Below are 20,628 nucleotides of genomic sequence, written 5' to 3'. Positions count from 1 at the left end.
TCCTGGGGAGGAACCGCACGTGCCCAACAGGCAACGACGCCGACTGCTCATGTGCGCTGTCACGCTGACCGCGCTCGGACTGACCACCAGCCAGGCCCTCGCCGCACCCGGCCCCGCCGCCCGCCCCTGGCAGGCGCAGCACCTGGCCGAGATCGGCCACCAGCACGCCCAGAAGACCGCGGCGGGCAAGGCCGCCTCCCTGTCCGCCGCCAAGGCCGAGGGCGGCGGTGAGGACGACAGCGACGAGGCGGAGAACTCCGCCGAGGCCACCGAGCAGTTCACCGAGGCCCGTACCGCCCCCGGCGTCGTCGCCCCGGGCGCGTACGGCGCCGCCTGGGCCCAGTTGCAGTCGATGCCGCACACCGGCGGCTCCTGGGACCACGTCACCGGCAAGCCGTACAACGCGGACGACCCGCGCTACCGCGACATCAACTCCAACTCCAGCGGCGGCGCCGGCCAGGTGACCGGCCGGATCACCGGCATCGCCGCCGACGACGACGGCTACGTGTACGCGGGCGGCGCCAACGGCGGCGTGTTCCGCTCCCGTACCGGCGGCGGCCACTGGCAGGCGATCTCGGACAAGCTGCCGTCGCTGTCCACCGGCGCGCTCGACCTCGACGGCTCGGGCCGGCTCTGGTACGCCACCGGCGAGTCCAACACCGGCGCCACCTCCTACGTCGGCACCGGCGTGTACGTCCTCGCCGACCCGAAGCACGGCGAGTTCCAGCCCGGCAACCGGGTCGGCGGCGCCGAGCTGGAGTCCACCACCATCCACGCCCTGCGCTTCGCCGGCGGCAAGGTGTGGGCCGCCACCAGCCGGGGCGTGTGGAGCCACTCCACCGCCGACCTGAGCGGCCCGTGGACGCTGGAGTTCGCGCCGAACCCGAGCTACCTGCCCGGCGGCGCCGACGCCAAGAACCCCGGCGCCCCGTACAAGAACATCGCCAACGACATCGCGATCGACCCCAAGGACCCGTCGAAGGTCCTGCTGGCGATCGGCTGGCGCAGCGGCGACACCTACAACGGCTTCTACGCCAAGGCGGCCGACGGCAGTTGGCAGCGGGTGGCCGCGCTCGGCGACCTGCCCACCGGGGCCGGGGACGTCGGCAACGTCACCTTCGCGCGGTCCGAGGACGGCTCCCGCTACTACGCGATCGAGCAGTCGCCGACCAAGCTCGCCACCGACCCCGACAGCGGCCTGCAGGGCGTGTACGTCTCCAAGTCCGGTTCCCCGTTCGGCCCGTGGACGCTCGTCGCGGACAAGGACAAGCTCAAGGGCTCCGGCTCGGCGCTCCAGGACGACGGCTACCAGCCCGGCATCCAGTCCTGGTACAACCAGTTCCTCCAGGTCGACCCGAACAACGCCGACCACGTCTACCTGGGCCTGGAGGAGGTCTTCGAGACCACCGACGGCGGCACCAACTGGACCACCCCCGGCCCGTACTGGAACTTCGGCTTCGCCTGCTGGTCGATCGACCCGGCCAAGCAGACCGGCGACTGCTCGCCGACCACCCACTCCGACCAGCACGCGGTCGCCGTCGGCAGCCTCCACGGGAAGACCAGCGTGTACGTCGGCAACGACGGCGGCATCTACAGCCGTCCGCTGAAGGGCACGCTCGACGCCGGCGGCCACGCCAACGACTGGAAGTCCCTCAACGACGGCACCATCGACACGCTCCAGTACTACTCGGTGGGTGTCGGCACCGACCCGGCCGGCCACGGTGTCGTGGTCAGCGGCGGCCTCCAGGACAACGGCGAGTCCGTCCTGCGCGCCCGGGACAAGGTGATGGGCTCCGACTTCGGCGGTGACGGGTCCGACACCATCGTCGACCCGAAGAACGGCTGCAACATCGCCGAGGAGTACGTCTACCTGTCCATCGCGGTCACCCAGAACTGCGCCGTCAACGACGGCTCCTGGACCACCGACCCGACCAAGGCCACCAGCTGGTCGGTCGCCCCGGCCGACAGCGCGCTCGGCGGCGCCGGCGCCCGCTTCATCGCGCCGATCACCACCGACGACAAGAACGCCGACACCTGGGTCGCCGGCGGACGCCACATCTGGGTCCAGCACAAGGGCTTCGCGATCCGCAGCGGCGACGAGTGGAGCGCCGCCTACGACCTCGGCGCCGGTCACGTCGCCTCCGCCGTAGCCTCCTCCGGCAGCACCGTCTACGCCGGCTGGTGCGGCCCCTGCAACAACCAGGGCTTCACCCGCGGCATCGCCACCGGCAACGCCGACGGCACCGGCTGGCACCAGCTGAACCTGCCCGTCGACGGCGTCCTGCCCAACCGGTACGTCTCCTCGCTCGCCGTCGACCCGAACAATGCCCAGCACGTGTACGTCGCCTTCAGCGGCTTCTCCCGGGCCTGGACCGAGGGCCCCGGCGCGGGCGTCGGCCACGTCTTCGAGAGCCGGGACGGCGGCACCAGCTGGACCGACCTGTCCGCCGATCTGCCCGACGTACCCGCGGACTCGCTGCGCCTGCTGCCGAACGGCGGCATCGCCCTCGGCACCGACCTCGCCGCGTTCTACCGCGCCCCCGGCGCACGGAACTGGCAGGTCATCGGCGACGACCTGCCCACCACCACGGTGATGCAGCTCAGGACCGGCCCCGACGGGCAGCTCTACGCCGCCACCCACGGTCGCGGCATCTGGTCCTTCGACCTGCGCCGCCTCGGCCGCGGCCACCGCGACGAGGACTGAGCCTCCGCCCGCACGCACCGCCGGTGCCCGGCCCGATCACCGATCGGGCCGGGCACCGGCGTATCCGCGGCCGGCCTCAGGCGAACGGGATCAGCATGATCGGTGCCCCGCTCGGGTGCAGCGAGCCCGCGGCCGGCTCGACCGTGACGCCGACGCCCTTGGCGGCGTCCACCGGGCCGGTGAGCAGCAGGGCGCCGTCGCTGCGGGGAAGCAGCCCGGCGGGCCGCATGGTGCCGGAGTCGTTGAACCACAGCTCGTACGTCGTCCCGTCGGCCAGGGCCGGCAGGCCGGAGGCCAGGAAGCCGGCCCGGCCGCGGCTCTCGGACCAGACCACGGTGCCGAGGCCGCTGCCGCCGGCCGCCGCCGCGGCGGCACTCCGGGCGTCGGGCGCGGTCAGCAGGTCGGCGAAGGCGTCCTGGCGCTGCTGCAGCGCGGCGGCCCGGGCGCGGGCCTCGTCCGCCTGCCGGTGCTGCTGGACGGCGAGTCCGCCGAAGCCGGCCGCGGCCGCCAGACAGGCGGCGAGCGCGAGCGTCGGCCCGTGCCGCCGCCACCGGCCGCGGCTGCGGCCCGCCGCCGGGCCGGCGCCGGTCTGCGGCGGATCCTGGCGGACCGTGGGCAGGGCCGCCATCACCCGGTCCTTCAGCGCCGCCGGCGGCACCACGGCCTCGGCCGCCCCGAGCCGGGCCAGGGTCGCGGTGAACTCCGCCACCTCCTGGGCGCAGGCCGGGCACCGGGCGAGATGGCGCTCGAACTCGGCGGCCTCCGCCGGGTCCAGCGCGTGCGCGGCGTACGCACCGGTCAGCGTGTGCAGGTCGGCGGCGCTCATGCCCCCACCCCCAGGCAGTCGCGCAGCCGGATCAGACCGTCGCGCATGCGGGTCTTGACGGTGCCCAGCGGGGCGCCGAGCAGCTCGGCGACCTCGGGATAGCTGTACCCGCGGTAGTAGGCCAGGGTCAGCGACTCGCGCTGCAGCTCGGTCAGCCGCTTCAGGCAGCGGCGGACCTGCTCGCGCTCCAGCCGGCCCTCGACCTGTTCGGCGACCTCGTCGAAGACCGGGGCGTGCGAGGCGGCGGCGACCTGCCGGTCCCGGTCGGCGGCCGCCTGGGCGGACCGGACCCGGTCCACCGCCCGGCGGTGCGCGATGGTCAGCACCCACGGCATCGCCTCGCCGCGCTCGGGCCGGTACCGCGCCGCCGTGCGCCACACCTCCAGCAGCACCTCCTGCGCCACCTCCTCCGACTGCGCCGGATCCCGCAGCACCCGCCGGACCAGGCCCAGCACGGGGCCCGCCACCGCGTCGTACAGCTGGGAGAACGCGTCCTGGTCGCCGAGCGCGACCCGGCCGAGCAGCCGGCCGAGGTCCGGGTGGCGGCGGCCGGGATCCGGCAGGTGGGCGACGGTGCTCATCCGACCCCTCCTCGGGCGCGGGCGGGGCACGGCACGCCCCGGGGGCGGACGGCGGGCATCGGGGGCCTCCCCACGGCCGCGGCGGGAGCGGGGCTCGGCCGGGTGGACTGGTCGCACTGGTTCACACCCGATGTTCGCAGCGGACGGCCCGGCGGATTGGTCGTCGCCGCCACGAGTTCCGGGGCCGGCCTGCGACCAGGACGGATGCGGCGGTCCCTCCCGCGATCGGTGGAGACGCTGCAAGCCGCCCGGTCGGGGCTGGGGCCGTCATCCACCTGCTGGCCGAACTTCCTGTGACCTCGAACCAGCAGCCGAGCCGGGGCCGGGCATCGGCCGTGCCACCGGACGAGCGCCCCACCGCGGCTCACGGCAGGATGAGAACGAGGACGCATCCGCTCCATCGCCGGCAGGTGCGCCGACCACCCCGGCGGCGCATCCAACGACCGGCTGGCCCCACCGATCGACCGGAAAGGCCCTCGATGTCTCCCCACATGATGGCCGAGCCCCTGCACGTGTACCTGAACGACCACCTCACCGGAGCGTTCGGTGGCGCAGCGCTCGCCGACCGCATGGCCCGCACCCACCCCGAGAGCCGCCGCGCGGTCGAGCTGCACCGGCTGGCCCGCGACATCCAGCAGGACCGCGACGACCTCGTCCGGATCATGCAGCGCCTCGGCGTGCCCGTACGGCACTACCGGACCTGGCTCGGCCTCGCCGGCGAACGCCTCGGCCGCCTCAAGCCCAACGGAACCCTCCTGCGCCGTGCCCCGCTCAGCGACCTGGTCGAACTGGAGATGCTGCGTACCGGCGTCGAGGGCAAGGCCGCCTTGTGGCGGGCGCTGCGGGCCATTGCCGATACGGATCCGCGTCTCGACGCGGCGGAGCTGGACCGGTTGTCGGCCCGGGCTGCCGACCAGGCCCGGACGCTGAACCACTGGCATCGAGAGGTCAGCGAGGCGGTCCTCGCGCACCCCGCTGAAACCCGCCGAGGAGACGGCGCCTCCCGCACCTGGCCGTGAACGCCGCCGCCCCGCCGGGAGATCCCGCTCAGAGCAGGATGGTGCGGCAGCTCCACGAGGTTCTCCACGCTGCGGGGAGCACCCTGGCGCTCATGTCATCTCCCGCCACCTCGACGGCGACCGGCACACCATCCAGCACCAGTGCGTCGCCGAATCGCTTCGCCTCCTTCGAAGCCGCCTCCGCCCCGATCGCGGGACGTGCGGATAGCCCTGGGTGAGGGCACCGGCGCCGTGACCGGTGCCTTCCACCGCCAGAAGGGTGGGTTCACCGCCGCGGATCTGTCTCCTGTGCGGCCGTGTCGGTCCGCGAGCCGTTCTGGCCGGGGGCGGAGTGGGCGGCGTCGGCAGTCACGTCGTGAGTGGTGTCCCCGTCGTCCCGGCGCTGCCGTCTCCGGCGCTCGTCCGATCCGGGGGTGGGGAGGGCGAGGACGGTGAGCGCGGTGCGCAGGCTGCGGACGGTGTCCTCGGCGTCGGTGAGTTCGTCGGGCGTGGGAAGGCGGGTGCCGAAGGATTGGCGGTGGTCGGCGAGGAGGGTCCGCCACTGGAGGACGGGGGTGAGCGAGGCGGTGCCCTGGGCGAGGAACCAGGCCAGTTGGCCATGGGTGCGGGCGATGCCGGCGGTGAGGTGGGCGAGGGTCTCGCGCAGGAGCTCCAGGCGTTCGATGGTCGGCAGCGCTGCCTGCGCGGCGGCCGGGCCGACGGCCTGCGCGAGGCGGTCGGCGGTTTCGCCGGCCAGTGCCGCGTCCTCCGGAGTCACCTCCCACTGCCCCTCCCGGATCTGGCGTTCCGCCTCTGCGGCGAGGGCTGCGGCCTTGGCGCGCATACCCCTGCCGGGCCGGGTGCGGAAGCCGGTGCCGTGCGGGTCCGTACCACGCCGCTCGTGGGGCCACGTGCTCGGGGTGATGGGGGGCGTACTCGTCGTGATGTCGAAGACGGTGTCGGTGTCGGTGGCTCCCAGCAGCCGGGACACCTGGCGACTCGGGGCGCCGAGGCAGAAGGCGATGCCGCGCTCGGCGGCGGCACGGCGGGCGCGCAGGAGCTCGTTGAGGCCCGAGGAGGAGCAGAAGCTCAACTGGCTGCAGTCGACCACGAGTGTCTCGGGTACGGGGGAGGAGGTCAGCGCCTGGCGCAGCGCACGGGCCAGGGCGGGTGCGGTGTCCAGGTCGGCGTGGCCGGTCAGGGCGAGGACACGTGCGCCCGGGGGCGCCGGACGGCGGCCAATACTCAGGCCCGTGTTCATGATTGCCCGCCCCTTCCGGGGAGCCTGCCTGCGGTGGGCCGCTCTTCGACCCCTTGCAGCCCTCTCGTCTTCCCACAGTCCTGGAGATGAATCAGGAGAGCGCTGACGACCGGTAGGCACACCCCCGAGGGCGCCGGGCCCGACAGCCGGCCTGCGGCCGCCGGTACGGGGTCCGGCAGGTTCGGGCGCGCGTCGGGTGCGGTCAGCGCAGGAGGGTGGCGAGGAGTTCGGCGACGGTCGGGCCGGCGTCGGCCGGGTGCCGCAGCTGCTTGGTCGCTGTGACGCTGTAGTGGTTGGTGCGGCCGCGGCGTTCGTGGCTGAGGTATCCGGCCTGTTCGAGGTCGCTGATGATGCGCTGTACGGCGCGCTCGGTGAGCAGGCACAGGTCGGCAATGTCGCGCACCCGGATACCGGGATCGCGGGCGATCTGAACCAGGACACGGGCGTGGTTGGTCAGGAAGGTCCACTGCCGCCCGGTCGCCGTACCGTTTTCCATGCCTCCACGATAGGACCTTCGTTTCACGGCAATCAAAACCGGACAGCGAATTCGTGCAATGGTTGACATGTCCGGCGAACTGGCGAACAGTGGAGGAACCGCCTCCGCCGCCGTCCTGTGCGGCGGCCGTTCGTCTGGAGATGGTTCCGTGGATCCGATGAGCAGGGAGGGGCTGGCCCGGCTCAGGTCTGTGCTGGCCGAGCGGATAGGCCCGCCCCGTGAGCACGGCGAGGACGCCGGCCGGGTGGTGCCGCTGCGCCGGCAGGTGCATCACGCGGTCGCCGGTATCGAGGCCTACCTCAGCGCGGTGGAGGCGGGGAGCGGCACCGTCGCGGGGCTGCGCGAGCAGGCCCTGGACCTGTGGCTGGGCCTGGAGCGGATCGCCTCCCGGCGTCCGGAGCCGGACACTGCGGCCGACGGAGTCAGGGGCCCTTCGCAGCCCGTACCCGTGGACTGAGGAGAAGTGTTGTGTCTGCCTGCCTGAAGTCGGAAACCGTACGGGTCGGCGACGCCCTCGTCTGCTCTTTCACCGGCGAAATGATCATGGACAGCGAGGACGTCGCCGACCAGGCACTGACCGCCGCCCTCGACCAGCGGCCGGCGCTGCTCGCCGTCGACCTGGCCCGGGTGGAATTCTTCACCTCCAGCGGCCTCAACGTGCTGCTGGCCGCTCGCTGGCGCGCGCTGGCCGAGGGCGTCCCTCTCGTGCTGGTCGCTCCCGCCCGCCAGACGGTGCGGGTGCTGGAGCTGACGGAGACCGGAGCGCTGTTCCCCGTTCACGGCAGCGCCGAGGAGGCCCTCCGGTCGATCGCGGATCCTGCCTGAGGGCCTCCAGGGCGGGTGCGGTCCCCCGGGTACCGGCTCCGCGACCACGGACACCTCCGACCGCTGCAGAGGCACACGGCCCGGGCCGCCGGCGGCAATGCCCGGGTGGTACCGGCCATGTTCCGCGTTCGGGTGCGGTGGGGGCGACGAGCGTCCTCGGCTCCCGCGGACACGGCGGGGTCAGCGTGCCGTCTTCAGTCCCGGCGCGCCGACACGGGGTGGCACTACCGCCTGTCAGTAGTAGTGGCGGCGGCCGCCGACAGCGTGGCCGAGGAGACCGGCCACCCACAGGATGAGCCCGATGACGGCCAGGACGATGCCGATGGTCCACAGGATCGAGATCCCGGTGACGAAGCCGATGATGAGCAGGATGACGCCGAGGATGATCACTGGTACTCCCTGGTGTGGTGCGGCGATCGAGACGGGCACGGCGGAGCCGGCGGAGAAGGTCGGTGCCGATCCCGTCGACGGCTGCTCACCGCCCCTCGTGGATGCACGTATACCGTCGGCGGTGTGAGGCAAACGGCCAGGCAGCGCAGCGCAGTTGTGCAGGGTGAGGACTCGCCGCCCGTCACGGGACTCCCGGGCGGCTCATGCGCCCGCCACGGGTGCGGAGGGCCGCATGGCCGAGACCTTCCCGGAGGGGGCGGCGCCTGGGCAGGGAGTAGAGGCGGGGGAACCGGGTAGCCGCCTCGATTCGAGGAGTTACCCACCAGATCCGAGGGGGCGACGATCATGCGAGCTGCCTCCGGCCGGGGAGAACGGCGCCAGCTGCCTTTCACCACCCACACCGACGGGCCCGTCTCCCTGGCCGTGGACTTCACCCGCCAGGCTCTCGCCGAATGGCACCTGCTCACCCCCGCCCCAGGCCGGCCGCCTCACCTCGCCGACGACATCCTCCTCGTCGTCCTGGAACTGGTGACCAACGCCTGCCGACACGGGAAGGGCCCACGCGAACTGCTCATCGAACACCGACCCGGCCTGCTGCGCATCGAGGTCAGTGACCACTCGTGCGCCCTGCCCGTGCTCAGCGCCGGCCGTGTCGACGGCTCCGGCGGCCACTTCGGCGTACTCATCGTGGAGCGCGTCACCCGGCGCTGGGGAACCGTCCCCGACCCTGACTACCGTGGCAAGACCGTCTGGGCCGAGCTGTCCACCGGCCTCACAGCGGTGCTCTGAGCGCAGAACGACCGACCGGACTGCGACGCCATGGGCCGTCACGACCCGGATCTGGCCCCGGTCGTGGGTTCACACCCCGGCCCGGGACGGCTCCGTGGGAAGTGCGGCCCTGCGCCGCCGCCACCCGCGGTGAGGGTGCCTGCGGGTGGAGGAGCCGCTCGGCTTTTGGCGGCTCGTGCGGCCGGTGTGCGGGGTCGAGCCAGGTGTGACGGCCGACGTGAGGGAGCTGGAGCGCGTGCGGCCCGCCGTCCTGCGCGCCACCCTCCACGCCTACGCGCTGGCCGCGCTGGTCGCCGCCGCCCGCTACGTGGTCGACACCGCGCCCGACGACGTCAGCTCGCGCAGCGCCTGCCCGACTATGTGCTCGAGCATCAGGGGCCGGTCGTCTCCGCGGTGGGCGCTGCGTTGCCCGAGGGGCCGCGTTCCTGCCTGCGCCGTGGCGGCTGTGAGGCGAACCGTTCGATGCCGGGCCGGGCCGGGTGGGGGCGCGGGCGGTGAGTGGTCAGCGGGCGATGTGGAGGACGCAGATGTCGTCGCGGCGTCGGGTCGTGGCAAGAGCATCGAGGATGCCGCCGAGCAGGCGGGGGCTTTCGGCGCAGGCTTCGACGGTGGAGGCCAGCCGGATGAAACCCTCGTCCAAGGACTGGTCCTGCTTTTCGATCAGGCCGTCCGTGTAGAGCAGGAGGTGGTCGCCGGGCAGGAGGTGGAGGGTGGATGGCTCGTACCGGGGGGCGGGAGTAGCGCCGAGCAGGATGCCTTGGGGAAGGGGCAGGTAATGGGCCTGTCCTCGGCGCAGGAGCAGGGGAGGGGGGTGGCCGGCTCGTGCCCAGGTCAGGCGTGATGTCGTGGGATCGTAGCGGGCCAGGATCATGGTGGCGGTGGTGAAGTCCCGCTGCGTGGTGTGCAGGAGCAGGGTGTTCAGCCGGGTGAGGATCGTCTCCGGCGGGATGCCGGCCGTGATGGCCATGCCCTTGGCGCTGAAGCGGAGTTGGGCCATGGTGGCGACCGCGTCCAGACCGTGTCCGGCGACATCGCCGATGACGAGCAGGGCGGCGCCGTCGGGCAGTTCGATGGCGCTGTACCAGTCGCCGCCCACGGTGAGGCTCTCCTGCTGCGGTCGGTAGGCGACGTCCACGGTGAGACCGGCCAGGCGCAGGGACTGCTGGGCCTGCGGCAGGAGGGCGTTCTGGAGACGGGCGGCGAGTCCGCGTTCGGCCGTGAGCAGGGTCTGCTGGGCGAGGGCGGTGCGCTCCTGTTCGAGCAGTTGCTCCTCGGCCTCCTTGGCGGCGGTCAGGTCCTGGAAGAAGCCGTGGACCTCGACCGGGTCGCCGTGGGCGTCCTTCTCGGCTTCCGCCACGATCCGCACGTGCCGCACTCGCCCGCGGGGTGTGGTGATGCGGAAGGTGTGGTCGATGGATCCGCCCTGCCCGAGGAGGTGCCGCACGGTGTCGTCGAGCGCGGGCAGGTCCTCCGCGAGGACGTGGGTGGGCAGTTCCTCCCATGTCATCGGGCCCAGAGAGCGCTCCCGGTCAAAGACGGCGTACGCCTGGTCCGACCAGGTGATCACGTCGTGGACCAGGTCCCAGTCCGCCCATCCCATGTTCCCGAGGCGCTGCATCACGGTCAGCCTGCGGCGCTCGCGTTCGCCACTGTCCAGCCGGGTCCAGGACACGATCAGGCCCTCTCGGCAGACCGCGGCGCGGACGGCGAACCGGGACAGGCGGGGGATGCCGGCAAGGACCTCCTCGTACTCGAACGGCTCTCCCTCGTAGCGGGAACCGGTCTCCAGCGCTTTCAGGTATCCGTTCCACAGCCCGGTGCCGGCCACGGTCGGATACGTCTCCAGCACGCTCAGCCCGACCAGGTCTCTGCCCCGGCGCGCCCCGATGTCAACCGCCTCGGGGGAGGCGGCCGCGATCCGAAAGTCCACCACCTCACCCCAAGCCTCTCGCACCGGCAGGAGAAAGATCACCGAGCCCGGGAGGGCATCCAGCATCTCCTGGACCGCCGGCACCGGCGTGGCACCGGGCAGTCCGTCGCCGCCTGGCGCTTTGCGGCGGGGGACGTATCGACTGGAGGAGAGCAACGGGTCGCCGGCCCCCGGGTCGGAGCCGTCCCCGTCCGGCCCTGACGCCCTTGGCTCCTCGCGGTCGCTCACGTAACCGAGCATGCCACGCGGCGGCATACCTTCGGAGCGTCCCGCTTCACCGACCGGCCGCGTTCCACACCCCGGCGCTTCCGGCAGTCGAATCGGTTGGGTCGTCGGGCATGGTGCTGCTCTTCGCGCGGTCGGCGCAGTCGAGGCCACCACCTGCCGGATTCGTGCGCTGACCGCTCGAGGCTGCTGGCTGAGGGCACGTCCGCCAGGACGCCTTCGCGACCGCGCGGCCGAGCCTGCGGGCGGCATGACCCGGCCTGCCGGGCGGCGTCAGGAGACGGGCACGGCATGCAGGCAGCTCCGTGGGCCCGCACCCGAGAGGGGGCCGAGGACCTTGGCCGCACCGTCGTGGATCTCCACCCGCAGACCCGTGTGCACATCCGCATAGACAGGGTTGCCGTCCGCACTGTGTTCGCCGGTGAACTCGACGGTCACGACCCGCGACGGGGCGTGCCCGCCGGGAGGGCCTGGCAGGGTGATCGCATACCGCCAGGGGTTGTTCATGGCGACACTCCCAGCTCGCCGGGCGCGGCGGTCTCGGTACTGACGGCTGTGCGGAGGACGGGGCTGACGGTGAAGACCTGGCACATGCCAGTGATCTCGAGCAGGGATCTGACGGGCTGTGACGGGCGGGCCAGAACGAGTCGGCTGTCGGCGGCCCGGGCGGCCCGGTGCACTCTCAGCAGGGAGTTCAGACCGGCGGTGTCGCAGAACGTCACGTGGGACAGGTCTACGACCAGCTGCTCGGGTCGGCTGCTGAAGGCCTTGACGAGGTGGAGTTCCAAGGTCCGGCACTGGGTGACGTCGATCTCGCCGGCGAGCCGGACGATCAGCGCGCCGTCGGTGCCGGGGGTGGTGACCCGGAGCGCGGGTGCGTTGCCGTGTCGGCTGTGAGTGGGTACGGGGTGTCGGGTTCCCATGAGCCTGCACCTCTTTGGCTCGGTGGTTTCGTTCCGGCGGTATCGCGGGTTCGGGCTCGCCGACCAGCGACGCCGTCGGCCGGCGGTCGCGCCCGGCTTGGGCCCGGGCTGTGGCGCGGCCGAGCTCGAGCGGGATGTTGGTGAGTCCGGCGAAGCGCGCCGCGGGCACCCCGGCCGCGCTGTCCACCACAGCGTCATCGTCCATCGGGACCACCGCCGCTCCGGCGCCGCGGCCGACTGCCGGCGCATGCGGGATCGGGGCACCCGGTGGGTGGGATTCGCGGGATGAACGTGTGCTGCGCCACCAGGTCGTGGTTGCGGCGCCCTCTGCGGGCGTGAGTCAGGAAGCAGGTGTCCTCCGGATCGGTGGCGGTCGCCTGCACGGACCGCTCGGTCGGTTCGCACGCGGCGGCGGGATCCCGCACGCGAACCTTCGTGTCGCGCGAGATCGTCAACAGGACCCGGGCGTGCTGGGGGGAAAACGTCCAGCTCGTACGCGGCCTGAGGTTCTCCGCCACATCACAAGTATGAACCCGCATTCCGGATTCGCCAGCCCCGAATTCGCGACCGTGCAACCGCGCAGAGCGACCGCATGTCGGGACCCGGGCCCGCGTCGCGGCGGGCGAGGAGCTGGCCTCACCGGCTGCCGTCACCACCCGGTGTCCGGGGTCCGTCGGTCCGTGCCACCCGCAGGTCGTGCGATCACCGGAGCGAGGCTGCGCCATCCGAGGGATGTCCGGCCGGCGCCCCGCGTGTCCGGCGCTGCGGGGGGCGAGCCTTTGTAACGTGACGCGGCAGACCGTCTCCGAGGTCAGGAGTGCGATGCTCAGCAGCCGGACGTTCCGTACCCGATGGCCCGCTGCCGTCGCCGCGCTGCCGGTGTTTCTTTCCGCGCTCACCGGCTGCGGGAGCAGCGGCAGCGGAGGTGGTGCCGTCGCGCTCAACTGGTACAACTTCCCGGACGACTCCGGCGCGCTGCAGCAGGCCGCCGACACCTGCAGCCGGGCATCGGGCGGCCGCTACGTCATCCACTACAACAAACTGCCCCGCACGGCCGACGGGCAGCGGCAGCAACTGGTACGCCGCTTGGCCGCGCACGACGCCGGGGTGGACATCATGGGCCTGGACGTGACGTGGCCGGCCGAGTTCGCGGAGGCCGGCTGGATCCGTGAGTGGACGGGGGCGATGAAGGAGCAGGCGACCGCCGACACCCTCGATGCGGCGGTGCAGACCGCCACCTGGAAGGACAGACTCTACGGCGCCCCCTACAACTCGAACACCCAACTGCTCTGGTACCGCGACGACCTGGTGCAGAATCCGCCGAAGAGCTGGGCCGAGATGCTGGCGCAGGCCGACGCGCTGGCGAAGGCCGGGAAGCCGCACTACGTCGAGATCCAGGGAGCCCAGTACGAGGGGCTGACGGTCTGGTTCAACACCCTGGTGACCAGCGCGGGCGGCGCGATCCTCACGCCCGACGCCCAGGCACCCTCACTCGGGCCGCCGGCCGTCGTCGCAGCGGGGATCATGCGGGACACCGCGCACTCCGCGGCGGCTGATCCGTCGCTGTCCAACCAGATGGAGGACCAGAACCGGCTCGCGATGGAGTCCGGCACCGCCGCGTTCGAACTGAACTACCCGTTCGTCTACCCGTCCATGAAGGCCAACCAGCCGGAGCTGTTCAAGCACTTCAAGTGGGCCCCCTACCCCGGGGTGACCGCGGACCGGCCGGCGACGGTGACCATCGGCGGTATCGACCTCGCCGTCGGGGCCTACAGCCGGCACCCCGATCTCGCCTTCGCGGCCACCCTCTGCCTGCGCGATCGCGACAACCAGCTCACCAACGCGCTCAAGGGCGGGCTCCCGCCGTCGCTGCGCAGTCTCTACCAGGCGGCCGAACTGACGAACAGTTACCCGTTCGCCGCCGACGTGCTGGCCGCGCTCGACACGGCGAGTGTGCGGCCCCGCACGCCGGCCTACCAGAACGTGTCCATCGCCATCTCGCACACCCTCTCGCCGCCCGCCGCGATCCGGCCCGAGAGCAGCGTCGCCACCCTCCGCGGCCAGATCCAGGACGCACTCGGTTCGAAGGGGTTGATCCCGTGAGTCCGCCCGCCGCCGAGACCGAGGCCGCCGCTCCGTCCGCGCCGGGCAGACGCGGCGAACTCTCCGAGGGCGCCCGCCAGGAGCGGCGGCTCGGCCTGCTGCTCTGCGCGCCCGCGGTGGTCGTGATGGTCGCGGTCACCGCCTACCCGATCGCCTACGCGATCTACCTCTCGCTCCAGCGCTACGACCTGCGCTTCCCCGACCAGGCGCACTGGGTCGGGTTCGGCAACTACGGGGCCGTGCTGACGTCACCGTTCTGGTGGCAGGCCCTGTGGGTGACGGTCCTCATCACGGTCGTTTCGGTCGCCGTCGAACTCGTGCTGGGCATGGCCCTCGCCCTCGTCATGCACCGGGCGATCTTCGGGCGGGGCACCGTCCGCACCGCCGTGCTGATCCCGTACGGCATCGTCACCGTCGTCGCCGCGTACTCGTGGCAGTACGCCTGGACACCCGGCACCGGCTACCTGGCCGCACTGCTGCCGGCCGGGAGCGCACCGCTGACCGACCAGTGGCAGGCCATCGGCCTGATCATCCTCGCCGAGGTGTGGAAGACCACCCCGTTCATGGCGCTGCTGCTCCTCGCCGGACTCGCCCTCGTCCCCGGCGAAACGGTGCGGGCAGCGATGGTCGACGGGGCGACCTTCTGGCAGCGGCTGTGGCTGGTCATCCTGCCGCTGATGAAGCCCGCCATCCTGGTCGCGCTGCTGTTCCGCACCCTGGACGCGTTCCGGATCTTCGACAACATCTACGTCCTGACGGGTGGCTCCAACGACACCGGTTCGGTCTCCATCCTCGGCTACGACAACCTCTTCACCGCCCTCAACCTCGGCATCGGGTCGGCGATCTCGGTGCTGATCTTCCTGTGCGTGGCGGCCATCGCCTTCCTCTTCATCAAGATCTTCGGCGCCGCGGCGCCGGGCGGCGAACCGGAGCGGCGATGATGTCCCACCGCGGCAGGACCCTCACCGGTTGGGGAGTCGTCAACCTCCTCGTGATCCTCTACGCGCTGATCCCCGTCTGCTGGATCGCGGCCCTGTCGTTCAAGGACCCGAGCACCCTCACCGACGGCAACTTCATCCCGCGCGAGTGGACGTGGGCCAACTACCGCGGCATCTTCCAGACGTCGGAGTTCACCCGCGCCCTGGTCAACTCGATCGGCATCGCCGTGATCGCCACCACGATCGCCGTCGTCCTCGGCACCATGGCCGCCTACGCGGTGGCGCGACTGCGCTTCCCCGGCAAGCGGGTCCTGATCGGCATGTCCTTGCTGATCGCGATGTTCCCACCCATCTCGCTGGTCTCCCCGCTGTTCAACATCGAGCGGGTCCTCGGCATCTTCGACACCTGGGCCGGGCTGATCATCCCCTACATGACCTTCTCGCTGCCGCTGGCGATCTACACCCTGTCCGCGTTCTTCCGCGAGATCCCCTGGGACCTGGAGAAGGCCGCCAAGATGGACGGCGCCACACCGGCACAGGCCTTCCGCCTGGTCATCGCGCCCCTCGCCGCGCCCGGCGTCGTCACCACCGCGATCCTCGTCTTCATCTTCTGCTGGAACGACTTCCTCTTCGCGATCTCGCTCACCTCCACCACCGCGGCCCGCACCGTGCCCGCCGCCATCGCGTTCTTCACCGGCAGTTCGCAGTTCCAGCAGCCCACCGGATCGATCGCCGCGGCCGCCGTGGTGATCACCGTGCCGATCGTGATCTTCGTGCTGCTGTTCCAGCGCCGCATCGTCGCCGGACTCACCGCCGGCGCAGTCAAGGGATAGGCCCGCCCGCCGGGCGGGACAGGAAGGCAGACCGTGGCCGAGATCGTCCTCGACGGCATCACCAAGCGCTACCCGGACGGCGCACTCGCCGTCAGAGACTTCAACCTCACCATCGCCGACGGGGAGTTCGTCATCCTGGTCGGCCCCTCCGGCTGCGGCAAGTCCACCACCCTCAACATGATCGCGGGACTGGAGGACATCACGGAGGGGACCCTGAGGATCGACGGCCGGGTGGTCAACGACCGGGCGCCCAAAGACCGCGACATCGCCATGGTCTTCCAGAGCTACGCGCTCTACCCGCACATGAACGTCCGCGACAACATGGGCTTCGCACTGCGGCTGGCGAAGGTCGACAAGGCCGTCATCAGGACCAAGGTGGAGGAGGCCGCTCGCATCCTCGACCTCACCCAGCACCTCGACCGCAAGCCCGCCAACCTCTCCGGTGGCCAGCGCCAGCGCGTCGCGATGGGTCGGGCCATCGTGCGCGATCCCAAGGCCTTCCTCATGGACGAGCCGCTCTCCAACCTCGACGCGAAACTCCGCGTCCAGATGCGCACCCAGATCGCAGCCCTGCAGCGCCGGCTCGGCACCACCACGGTCTACGTGACCCACGACCAGGTCGAGGCGATGACCCTCGGCGACCGGGTCGTGGTCATGCGCGGCGGGCTCGTCCAGCAGGTCGGCACGCCCCAGCACCTCTACGACGCCCCCGTCAACCTCTTCGTCGCCGGATTCATCGGATCGCCGGGGATGAACTTCCTCGGCGCCACCCTCGAACAGAACGCCCTGCGCACCTCGCTCGGCGATCTCGCCGTCGACGACCGCCTGCGCCGACTGCTGGAGCGGCAGGACGCCCCCCGGGAGCTCATCGTCGGCATCCGGCCCGAGGACTTCGAGGACGCCGCCCTCGTCGGCGAGCGGCGCACCGGCCAGGCCTGCACCGCCACCGTCGACGTCCGGGAATCGGTCGGGTCCGACGTCTACGTCCACTTCACGCAGGAGGGCGGCCCCGCAGGCATCACCGAACTCGCCGAACTCGCCGCCGACTCCGGGCTCGCCGACACCGGCATGCGGGGCCACCGGATCGTCGCGCGCCTCGACCCCGCCACCCGCGCGGCCGAAGGCAGCCCGATGGACCTGTGGATCGACACCTCCCGCATCCACGTCTTCGACCCCGCAACCGGCGCCAACCTCACCCATCCCGAGCGCGCCGAGTACTGACCGGGAGCGGGTTCAGCGCAGGACGCCGACCGCGCGGGCGATGACCAGCAGTGAGGTCAGCAGGGCGGCGATGCTCTCGATGCTCATGAGCAGTTTGGCGCGCGTGGAGAGCGGCATGGTGTCGGTCGGGCTGAACGCGGTCGAGTTGGTGACCGAGACGTAGAGGTAGTCGGGCAGGGTGGGCACCCAGTCCGCCGATCCGCTCGCGCCGTCGGAGACCTCCTGGACGGCGTCGTCGTTCTCGTCCTGGGAGAAGCGGAAGTCCGCGAGCGGGAGCTCGGCGCGTGGTGCCTGGGTTCGGGTGACGGGGCCGCCGCGGTCGAGTTCCCAGAAGGCCAGCCCGAAGACGATGATGTCGGTGAGCCAGACCTGCAGGGCCGCGACCAGCAGTTGGCTGCCGTCCTTGACCTGGGACGAGACGAGTTGGTGGATGAGCATGCCGAGTGCGGTGAGGTTGCCGGCTCCGATCAGTGCCACGAGGGTGAGCGAACCGGCGCGGGACAGACGGGTCTGGCGGGTCAGTCGCCGGGGGTTGACGGCGATCAGCGGGACGAGCAGCAGCACCTCGAGTGCCGGAAGCAGGTATCGCGGCGCGATCAGGAGCTGTTCGGGTAGCGCCACGTAGAGCAGGATCGCCGTCAGCGTGGCCGCGACCGCGGGCAGCCGGGCCTCCCCGCGGCGCTCGTGCCGCGGATGCCGGAGCCGGGACTCCAGGCGACTTCGCGTCATGACCACGTCCCCTCGTTCGGAGCATGCGCCACGGTGTGGGGCGGCCCGCTCTGCGTCTGTACGCCGAGCGGCCGACCACACCCGGCACAGCCCCTCGACCTCTCGCCGCACCGGGCAGGCCGCTCCGCGTCGGCGGCCCGAGTGCCGTCGGCCGGCGGTGCCCCCTCGTCGTCCCCGTCCTCGGATTCGGCCCGGACGTCCTGGGGTGTCGGTGCTTCCGTTCCGCCGTTCCGCGTACCGCTCGCGAGACTCTTCGTCTCTCTTCGTCGGCGGACTTCGCCGTGTCCCTCGGGGCGGGTCCGTTCGGCGGATTGGCTGTGCCCGGTACGGGCAGACGCACAACGACCGCCCTGCCGTGAAGTGCCACGTCCAGCGAGGAGAGCGCGATGGTCAAGATCCTCTACAAGCCGTTGGGTCTGCTGTTCGGGGCCCTGGGCGGCCTCGTCGCTGGCGCCGTCTTCAGGCGCCTGTGGGCGCTCCTCGGCCACGAGGACGACGCGCCCCGAGTCACGGACCGGGACCGTACCTGGAGAGAGGTACTCCTGGCCGCTGCCCTGCAAGGAGCGGTCTTCGCCCTGGTCAAAGCCGCGATCGACCGCGGCGGCGCGGCCGGGACCCGCCGCCTCACCGGAATCTGGCCCGACTGACACCCGCCGACCGAGCGGGAGCCCTGTCGCAGAGCACCGCTCTGCGACAGTTCGGGTGCACACCTGCATGTCCGTGCCAGTGGCGTGGCTCGCCGCCGCGTGCGGCCGGCCCGGCCGTCCCGGTCGGCCCCTCGCCCGCGCACGCGGAAACCACGGGCAGAAACGTGGACATCCCCGGAGCGGGTCTCGTCGACCATGCCCAGCGTGGTCCAGCGTGAGCGAGACACTCCCGCCGGGCGCCGGCGCGGGACGGCCGATGGTTCAGCGCCATGGATCCATCGCCTCCGCCAGGGACCGGCGTGCGCGGAACAGCCTGCCGCGCACCGTCTGTTCGCTGACACCGAGCGTTCGTGCGATCTCGCCGTAGTGCATGCCGTGCAGCTCGCGCATGATCCAGCAGGAGCGCTGGTCCGGCCTGATGCCGCCCAGTGCGCGAGCGAGAGCACATGCTGCGGCGTGGACCTCGGCGGCCCGCTCCGGCGCTCCGCGCGCCGGGGAGGCCGCGGGTTCGGGCCGAAGGTCGAGGGGGACGGGGGGCACGGGGCGGCTGCGCAGGAAGCTGAGGCAGCGGTTGATGACGATGCGGTAGAGCCAGGTCCCGAATGTGGCGTCCCCCCGGAAGTCCGGCAGTCGCCGCCACGCACTCAGCAGGGACTCCTGGACAATGTCCTCGGCGTCCTGCCGATTGCCGGTCAGGTGCCGGGCGACCACGAGGAGCGCAGTGCTGTGGCGTCCCACCAGGACGGCGAACGCATCCTCATCGCCTTCCGCCGCCCGGACCGCGAGGAGCCGGTCGCTGAGCGGGCCGGTGCGGTCCGGGCGGCCCGCAGCGGGTGGGTACGGGAAGTGCCGAGGCGCGGACGCGATAGTCCGCTCGCGGCGGGGGTGGGGCCGAGGGGGTCGCTCGCGGACGCTCTCGGTGGTGTGGGCTTCTGCCGTGCTCATCTTGCCGTCCGGTTGCCGGGCCCCCTCATCCCTCCGTCTGTCCTGCGCGCGAACAGTCATGCCAACCGCGTGAGCATTTCGTGCGGGCAGCGTCCAACCATTCGGCGGGCCCGGCCGGGTCCCCACCGGGCGAGGTCAAGGAGGCCTGCCATGACGGACACGTCCAGCAGCTACCCACAGGACGACGGGCGCCCGGCAGACGAAGGCCTGCAAGGACGCGGCGCGGACAGGGCGCCCGAGGATCGGGGGAGGACGACCATCGCGGACGGCGTCGTGGAGAAGATCGCGGGAACCGCCGCTCGGGACGTTCCCGGTATCCACGCCCTGGGAGCCGGGATGTCCCGCACCCTGGGCGCGGTACGTGAACGCGTCCCGGGCGGAGGACGGGCCAGCGTCAGGGGCGGAGTGAAGGTCGAGGTGGGAGAGCGCCAGGCCGCCGTCGACCTCGTGGTCGTCGTCGAGTACGGCGTCCCCATCACCGACCTGGCGGGCGACGTGCGTGTCAGCGTCATCTCGGCCGTGGAACGCATGACCGGCCTGGAGGTCGTAGAGGTGAACATCGCCGTCGACGACGTCCACCTCCCCGACGAGGAGGACGACACCGAGAGCCGCGTCAGCTGACCGGCAGCCGCCCAGCCCTCGCCGTCGCTTTCCGGATCCAGCCGGGTGATTCCGGCGACCCAGGCGACCCGAACAAGGAGCATGTGAGATGAGCACAGCCGCACTCGGTCTGCTCGCGGGAATGGCACTGGGATTCGCCGGATACTTCGGTGGCTTCTGGGCCTTCCTCCTGGTCCTCGTCCTCGGCGTGGTCGGACTCGTCATCGGACTCCTCGCGGAGGGCGAGGACCTCAGGGACTGGCGCCGACCCCGATCCGAGGACCGGCGCCGATGACCCCGCAACCCGTCGAGCCGAGCCGGCGCGGCGCGACCGTCATCCCGGACCGCGTGGTGGCCAGGATCGCCGCGCGGGCGGGCCGCGAGGCCCTCCTCGCACAGCCCTACCGCCCCAGGCGGCCCGCACCGCCGACTCCCGACGCGTCGGCGCACGTCCACGGCGGCTCCGCCCGCATTCGGCTGGCCGTCGAGCTGCCCTACCCGATCGACCTCGCCGCAGCCGCCCGCGAACTGCAACGACAGGTGACCCAACGCGTGGGCCACCTGACCGGACTCGAGGTCACCGAGGTCGCCCTCGCGATCCGCCACCTGCGCCCCGAGGGCAGCGGCGGCCGCGTCCATTGACCAGCAGCGCACGCCCCGGCAG

23 protein-coding genes are annotated in these 20,628 nt (G+C 72.0%); 13 read left to right on the top strand and 10 right to left on the bottom strand.

Annotation, left to right across the window (positions count from 1 at the left end; genetic code table 11):
* The first annotated feature begins 49 nt into the window (after positions 1-49).
* The gene (locus tag FHR36_RS23530; RefSeq protein ID WP_253800703.1) at positions 50-2,704 is read left to right on the top strand and encodes a beta propeller repeat protein; all 2,655 of its coding nucleotides are present in this window, start codon (positions 50-52) and stop codon (positions 2,702-2,704) included.
* Between the two features lie 76 nt (positions 2,705-2,780).
* Here FHR36_RS23530 and FHR36_RS23525 read toward each other — a convergent pair whose 3' ends face one another.
* Together FHR36_RS23525 and FHR36_RS23520 are read right to left on the bottom strand one after the other, a co-directional pair.
* The gene (locus FHR36_RS23525; protein ID WP_253800152.1) at positions 2,781-3,530 is read right to left on the bottom strand and encodes an anti-sigma factor; all 750 of its coding nucleotides are present in this window, start codon (positions 3,528-3,530) and stop codon (positions 2,781-2,783) included.
* On the bottom strand, positions 3,527-4,111 hold the full coding sequence (locus tag FHR36_RS23520; RefSeq protein WP_253800151.1) for a sigma-70 family RNA polymerase sigma factor: 585 nt from the start codon (positions 4,109-4,111) through the stop codon (positions 3,527-3,529). Before FHR36_RS23520 ends, FHR36_RS23525 begins: the two co-directional genes overlap by 4 nt.
* A 479-nt stretch (positions 4,112-4,590) precedes the next feature.
* Here FHR36_RS23520 and FHR36_RS23515 point away from each other — a divergent pair, with 479 nt between their 5' ends.
* Positions 4,591-5,130, top strand: coding sequence for a hypothetical protein (locus FHR36_RS23515; protein WP_253800150.1), 540 nt, complete (start codon positions 4,591-4,593; stop codon positions 5,128-5,130).
* A gap of 265 nt (positions 5,131-5,395) precedes the next feature.
* Here the strand turns inward: FHR36_RS23515 and FHR36_RS23510 are convergent, their stop codons facing one another.
* Positions 5,396-6,370 (bottom strand): STAS domain-containing protein, encoded by a 975-nt coding sequence (locus FHR36_RS23510; protein WP_253800149.1) that lies wholly within the window; start codon positions 6,368-6,370, stop codon positions 5,396-5,398.
* A 202-nt stretch (positions 6,371-6,572) separates the two neighbouring features.
* Complete coding sequence (locus FHR36_RS23505; RefSeq protein WP_253800148.1) at positions 6,573-6,866, bottom strand: helix-turn-helix transcriptional regulator; 294 nt, start codon at positions 6,864-6,866, stop codon at positions 6,573-6,575.
* A gap of 157 nt (positions 6,867-7,023) precedes the next feature.
* Between FHR36_RS23505 and FHR36_RS23500 the strand changes: the two genes are divergently transcribed.
* Both FHR36_RS23500 and FHR36_RS23495 read left to right on the top strand, forming a co-directional pair.
* Positions 7,024-7,323 (top strand): hypothetical protein, encoded by a 300-nt coding sequence (locus FHR36_RS23500; protein WP_253800147.1) that lies wholly within the window; start codon positions 7,024-7,026, stop codon positions 7,321-7,323.
* An 11-nt stretch (positions 7,324-7,334) separates the two neighbouring features.
* Complete coding sequence (locus FHR36_RS23495; RefSeq protein WP_253800146.1) at positions 7,335-7,691, top strand: STAS domain-containing protein; 357 nt, start codon at positions 7,335-7,337, stop codon at positions 7,689-7,691.
* A 234-nt stretch (positions 7,692-7,925) separates the two neighbouring features.
* Here the strand turns inward: FHR36_RS23495 and FHR36_RS23490 are convergent, their stop codons facing one another.
* Positions 7,926-8,081 (bottom strand): DUF6131 family protein, encoded by a 156-nt coding sequence (locus FHR36_RS23490; protein WP_253800145.1) that lies wholly within the window; start codon positions 8,079-8,081, stop codon positions 7,926-7,928.
* Between the two features lie 345 nt (positions 8,082-8,426).
* On the opposite strand from FHR36_RS23490, the gene FHR36_RS23485 reads away from it, so the two are divergent.
* Positions 8,427-8,870 (top strand): ATP-binding protein, encoded by a 444-nt coding sequence (locus tag FHR36_RS23485; RefSeq protein ID WP_253800144.1) that lies wholly within the window; start codon positions 8,427-8,429, stop codon positions 8,868-8,870.
* 502 nt (positions 8,871-9,372) lie between these two features.
* Here FHR36_RS23485 and FHR36_RS23480 read toward each other — a convergent pair.
* The 3 genes from FHR36_RS23480 to FHR36_RS23470 all read right to left on the bottom strand — a co-directional run bounded on the left by FHR36_RS23480 (position 9,373) and on the right by FHR36_RS23470 (position 11,948).
* Complete coding sequence (locus FHR36_RS23480; RefSeq protein ID WP_253800143.1) at positions 9,373-10,800, bottom strand: PP2C family protein-serine/threonine phosphatase; 1,428 nt, start codon at positions 10,798-10,800, stop codon at positions 9,373-9,375.
* A 498-nt stretch (positions 10,801-11,298) separates the two neighbouring features.
* Positions 11,299-11,532 carry a DUF6296 family protein gene (locus FHR36_RS23475; RefSeq protein ID WP_253800142.1) on the bottom strand — a complete coding sequence of 78 codons (234 nt, stop codon included), beginning with the start codon at positions 11,530-11,532 and terminating at the stop codon, positions 11,299-11,301.
* Positions 11,529-11,948 carry an STAS domain-containing protein gene (locus tag FHR36_RS23470; RefSeq protein WP_253800141.1) on the bottom strand — a complete coding sequence of 140 codons (420 nt, stop codon included), beginning with the start codon at positions 11,946-11,948 and terminating at the stop codon, positions 11,529-11,531. Before FHR36_RS23470 ends, FHR36_RS23475 begins: the two co-directional genes overlap by 4 nt.
* Positions 11,949-12,734: 786 nt before the next feature.
* Between FHR36_RS23470 and FHR36_RS23465 the strand changes: the two genes are divergently transcribed.
* From FHR36_RS23465 to FHR36_RS23450, 4 genes are read left to right on the top strand one after another with little or no spacing between them, the layout of a single operon-like run.
* Positions 12,735-14,051, top strand: coding sequence for an ABC transporter substrate-binding protein (locus FHR36_RS23465; protein WP_253800140.1), 1,317 nt, complete (start codon positions 12,735-12,737; stop codon positions 14,049-14,051).
* On the top strand, positions 14,048-14,992 hold the full coding sequence (locus tag FHR36_RS23460) for a carbohydrate ABC transporter permease (protein WP_407660853.1): 945 nt from the start codon (positions 14,048-14,050) through the stop codon (positions 14,990-14,992). The genes FHR36_RS23465 and FHR36_RS23460 overlap by 4 nt, the downstream gene beginning before the upstream one ends.
* Positions 14,992-15,822: a carbohydrate ABC transporter permease gene (locus FHR36_RS23455; protein WP_253800699.1), complete on the top strand. Its 831-nt coding sequence runs from the start codon at positions 14,992-14,994 to the stop codon at positions 15,820-15,822. The genes FHR36_RS23460 and FHR36_RS23455 overlap by 1 nt, the downstream gene beginning before the upstream one ends.
* A gap of 33 nt (positions 15,823-15,855) precedes the next feature.
* Positions 15,856-17,043, top strand: coding sequence for an ABC transporter ATP-binding protein (locus FHR36_RS23450; protein WP_253800139.1), 1,188 nt, complete (start codon positions 15,856-15,858; stop codon positions 17,041-17,043).
* A 12-nt stretch (positions 17,044-17,055) separates the two neighbouring features.
* On the opposite strand, the gene FHR36_RS23445 is transcribed toward FHR36_RS23450, so the two are convergent.
* Complete coding sequence (locus tag FHR36_RS23445) at positions 17,056-17,772, bottom strand: hypothetical protein (protein ID WP_253800138.1); 717 nt, start codon at positions 17,770-17,772, stop codon at positions 17,056-17,058.
* A 386-nt stretch (positions 17,773-18,158) separates the two neighbouring features.
* On the opposite strand from FHR36_RS23445, the gene FHR36_RS23440 reads away from it, so the two are divergent.
* Positions 18,159-18,419, top strand: coding sequence for a DUF4235 domain-containing protein (locus FHR36_RS23440; protein WP_253800137.1), 261 nt, complete (start codon positions 18,159-18,161; stop codon positions 18,417-18,419).
* Positions 18,420-18,680: 261 nt separating this feature from the next.
* On the opposite strand, the gene FHR36_RS23435 is transcribed toward FHR36_RS23440, so the two are convergent.
* Positions 18,681-19,364: an RNA polymerase sigma factor gene (locus FHR36_RS23435; RefSeq protein ID WP_301330530.1), complete on the bottom strand. Its 684-nt coding sequence runs from the start codon at positions 19,362-19,364 to the stop codon at positions 18,681-18,683.
* A 150-nt stretch (positions 19,365-19,514) separates the two neighbouring features.
* On the opposite strand from FHR36_RS23435, the gene FHR36_RS23430 reads away from it, so the two are divergent.
* The 3 genes from FHR36_RS23430 (at position 19,515) to FHR36_RS23420 (ending at position 20,606) form a co-directional block, all read left to right on the top strand.
* Positions 19,515-19,985, top strand: a complete 471-nt coding sequence (locus tag FHR36_RS23430; RefSeq protein ID WP_253800136.1) for an Asp23/Gls24 family envelope stress response protein — start codon at positions 19,515-19,517, stop codon at positions 19,983-19,985.
* Between the two features lie 88 nt (positions 19,986-20,073).
* On the top strand, positions 20,074-20,259 hold the full coding sequence (locus tag FHR36_RS23425; protein WP_253800135.1) for a hypothetical protein: 186 nt from the start codon (positions 20,074-20,076) through the stop codon (positions 20,257-20,259).
* A complete protein-coding gene (locus FHR36_RS23420; RefSeq protein ID WP_253800134.1) occupies positions 20,256-20,606 on the top strand; it encodes an Asp23/Gls24 family envelope stress response protein in 351 nt (116 codons plus the stop codon). The genes FHR36_RS23425 and FHR36_RS23420 overlap by 4 nt, the downstream gene beginning before the upstream one ends.
* Positions 20,607-20,628 lie beyond the last annotated feature (22 nt).

Source organism: Kitasatospora cinereorecta, assembly GCF_024172095.1.
GTDB classification, from domain to species: domain Bacteria; phylum Actinomycetota; class Actinomycetes; order Streptomycetales; family Streptomycetaceae; genus Kitasatospora; species Kitasatospora cinereorecta.
Note: the sequence above shows the minus strand (reverse complement) of the source record. Positions and strands in the feature narration are given on the sequence as shown.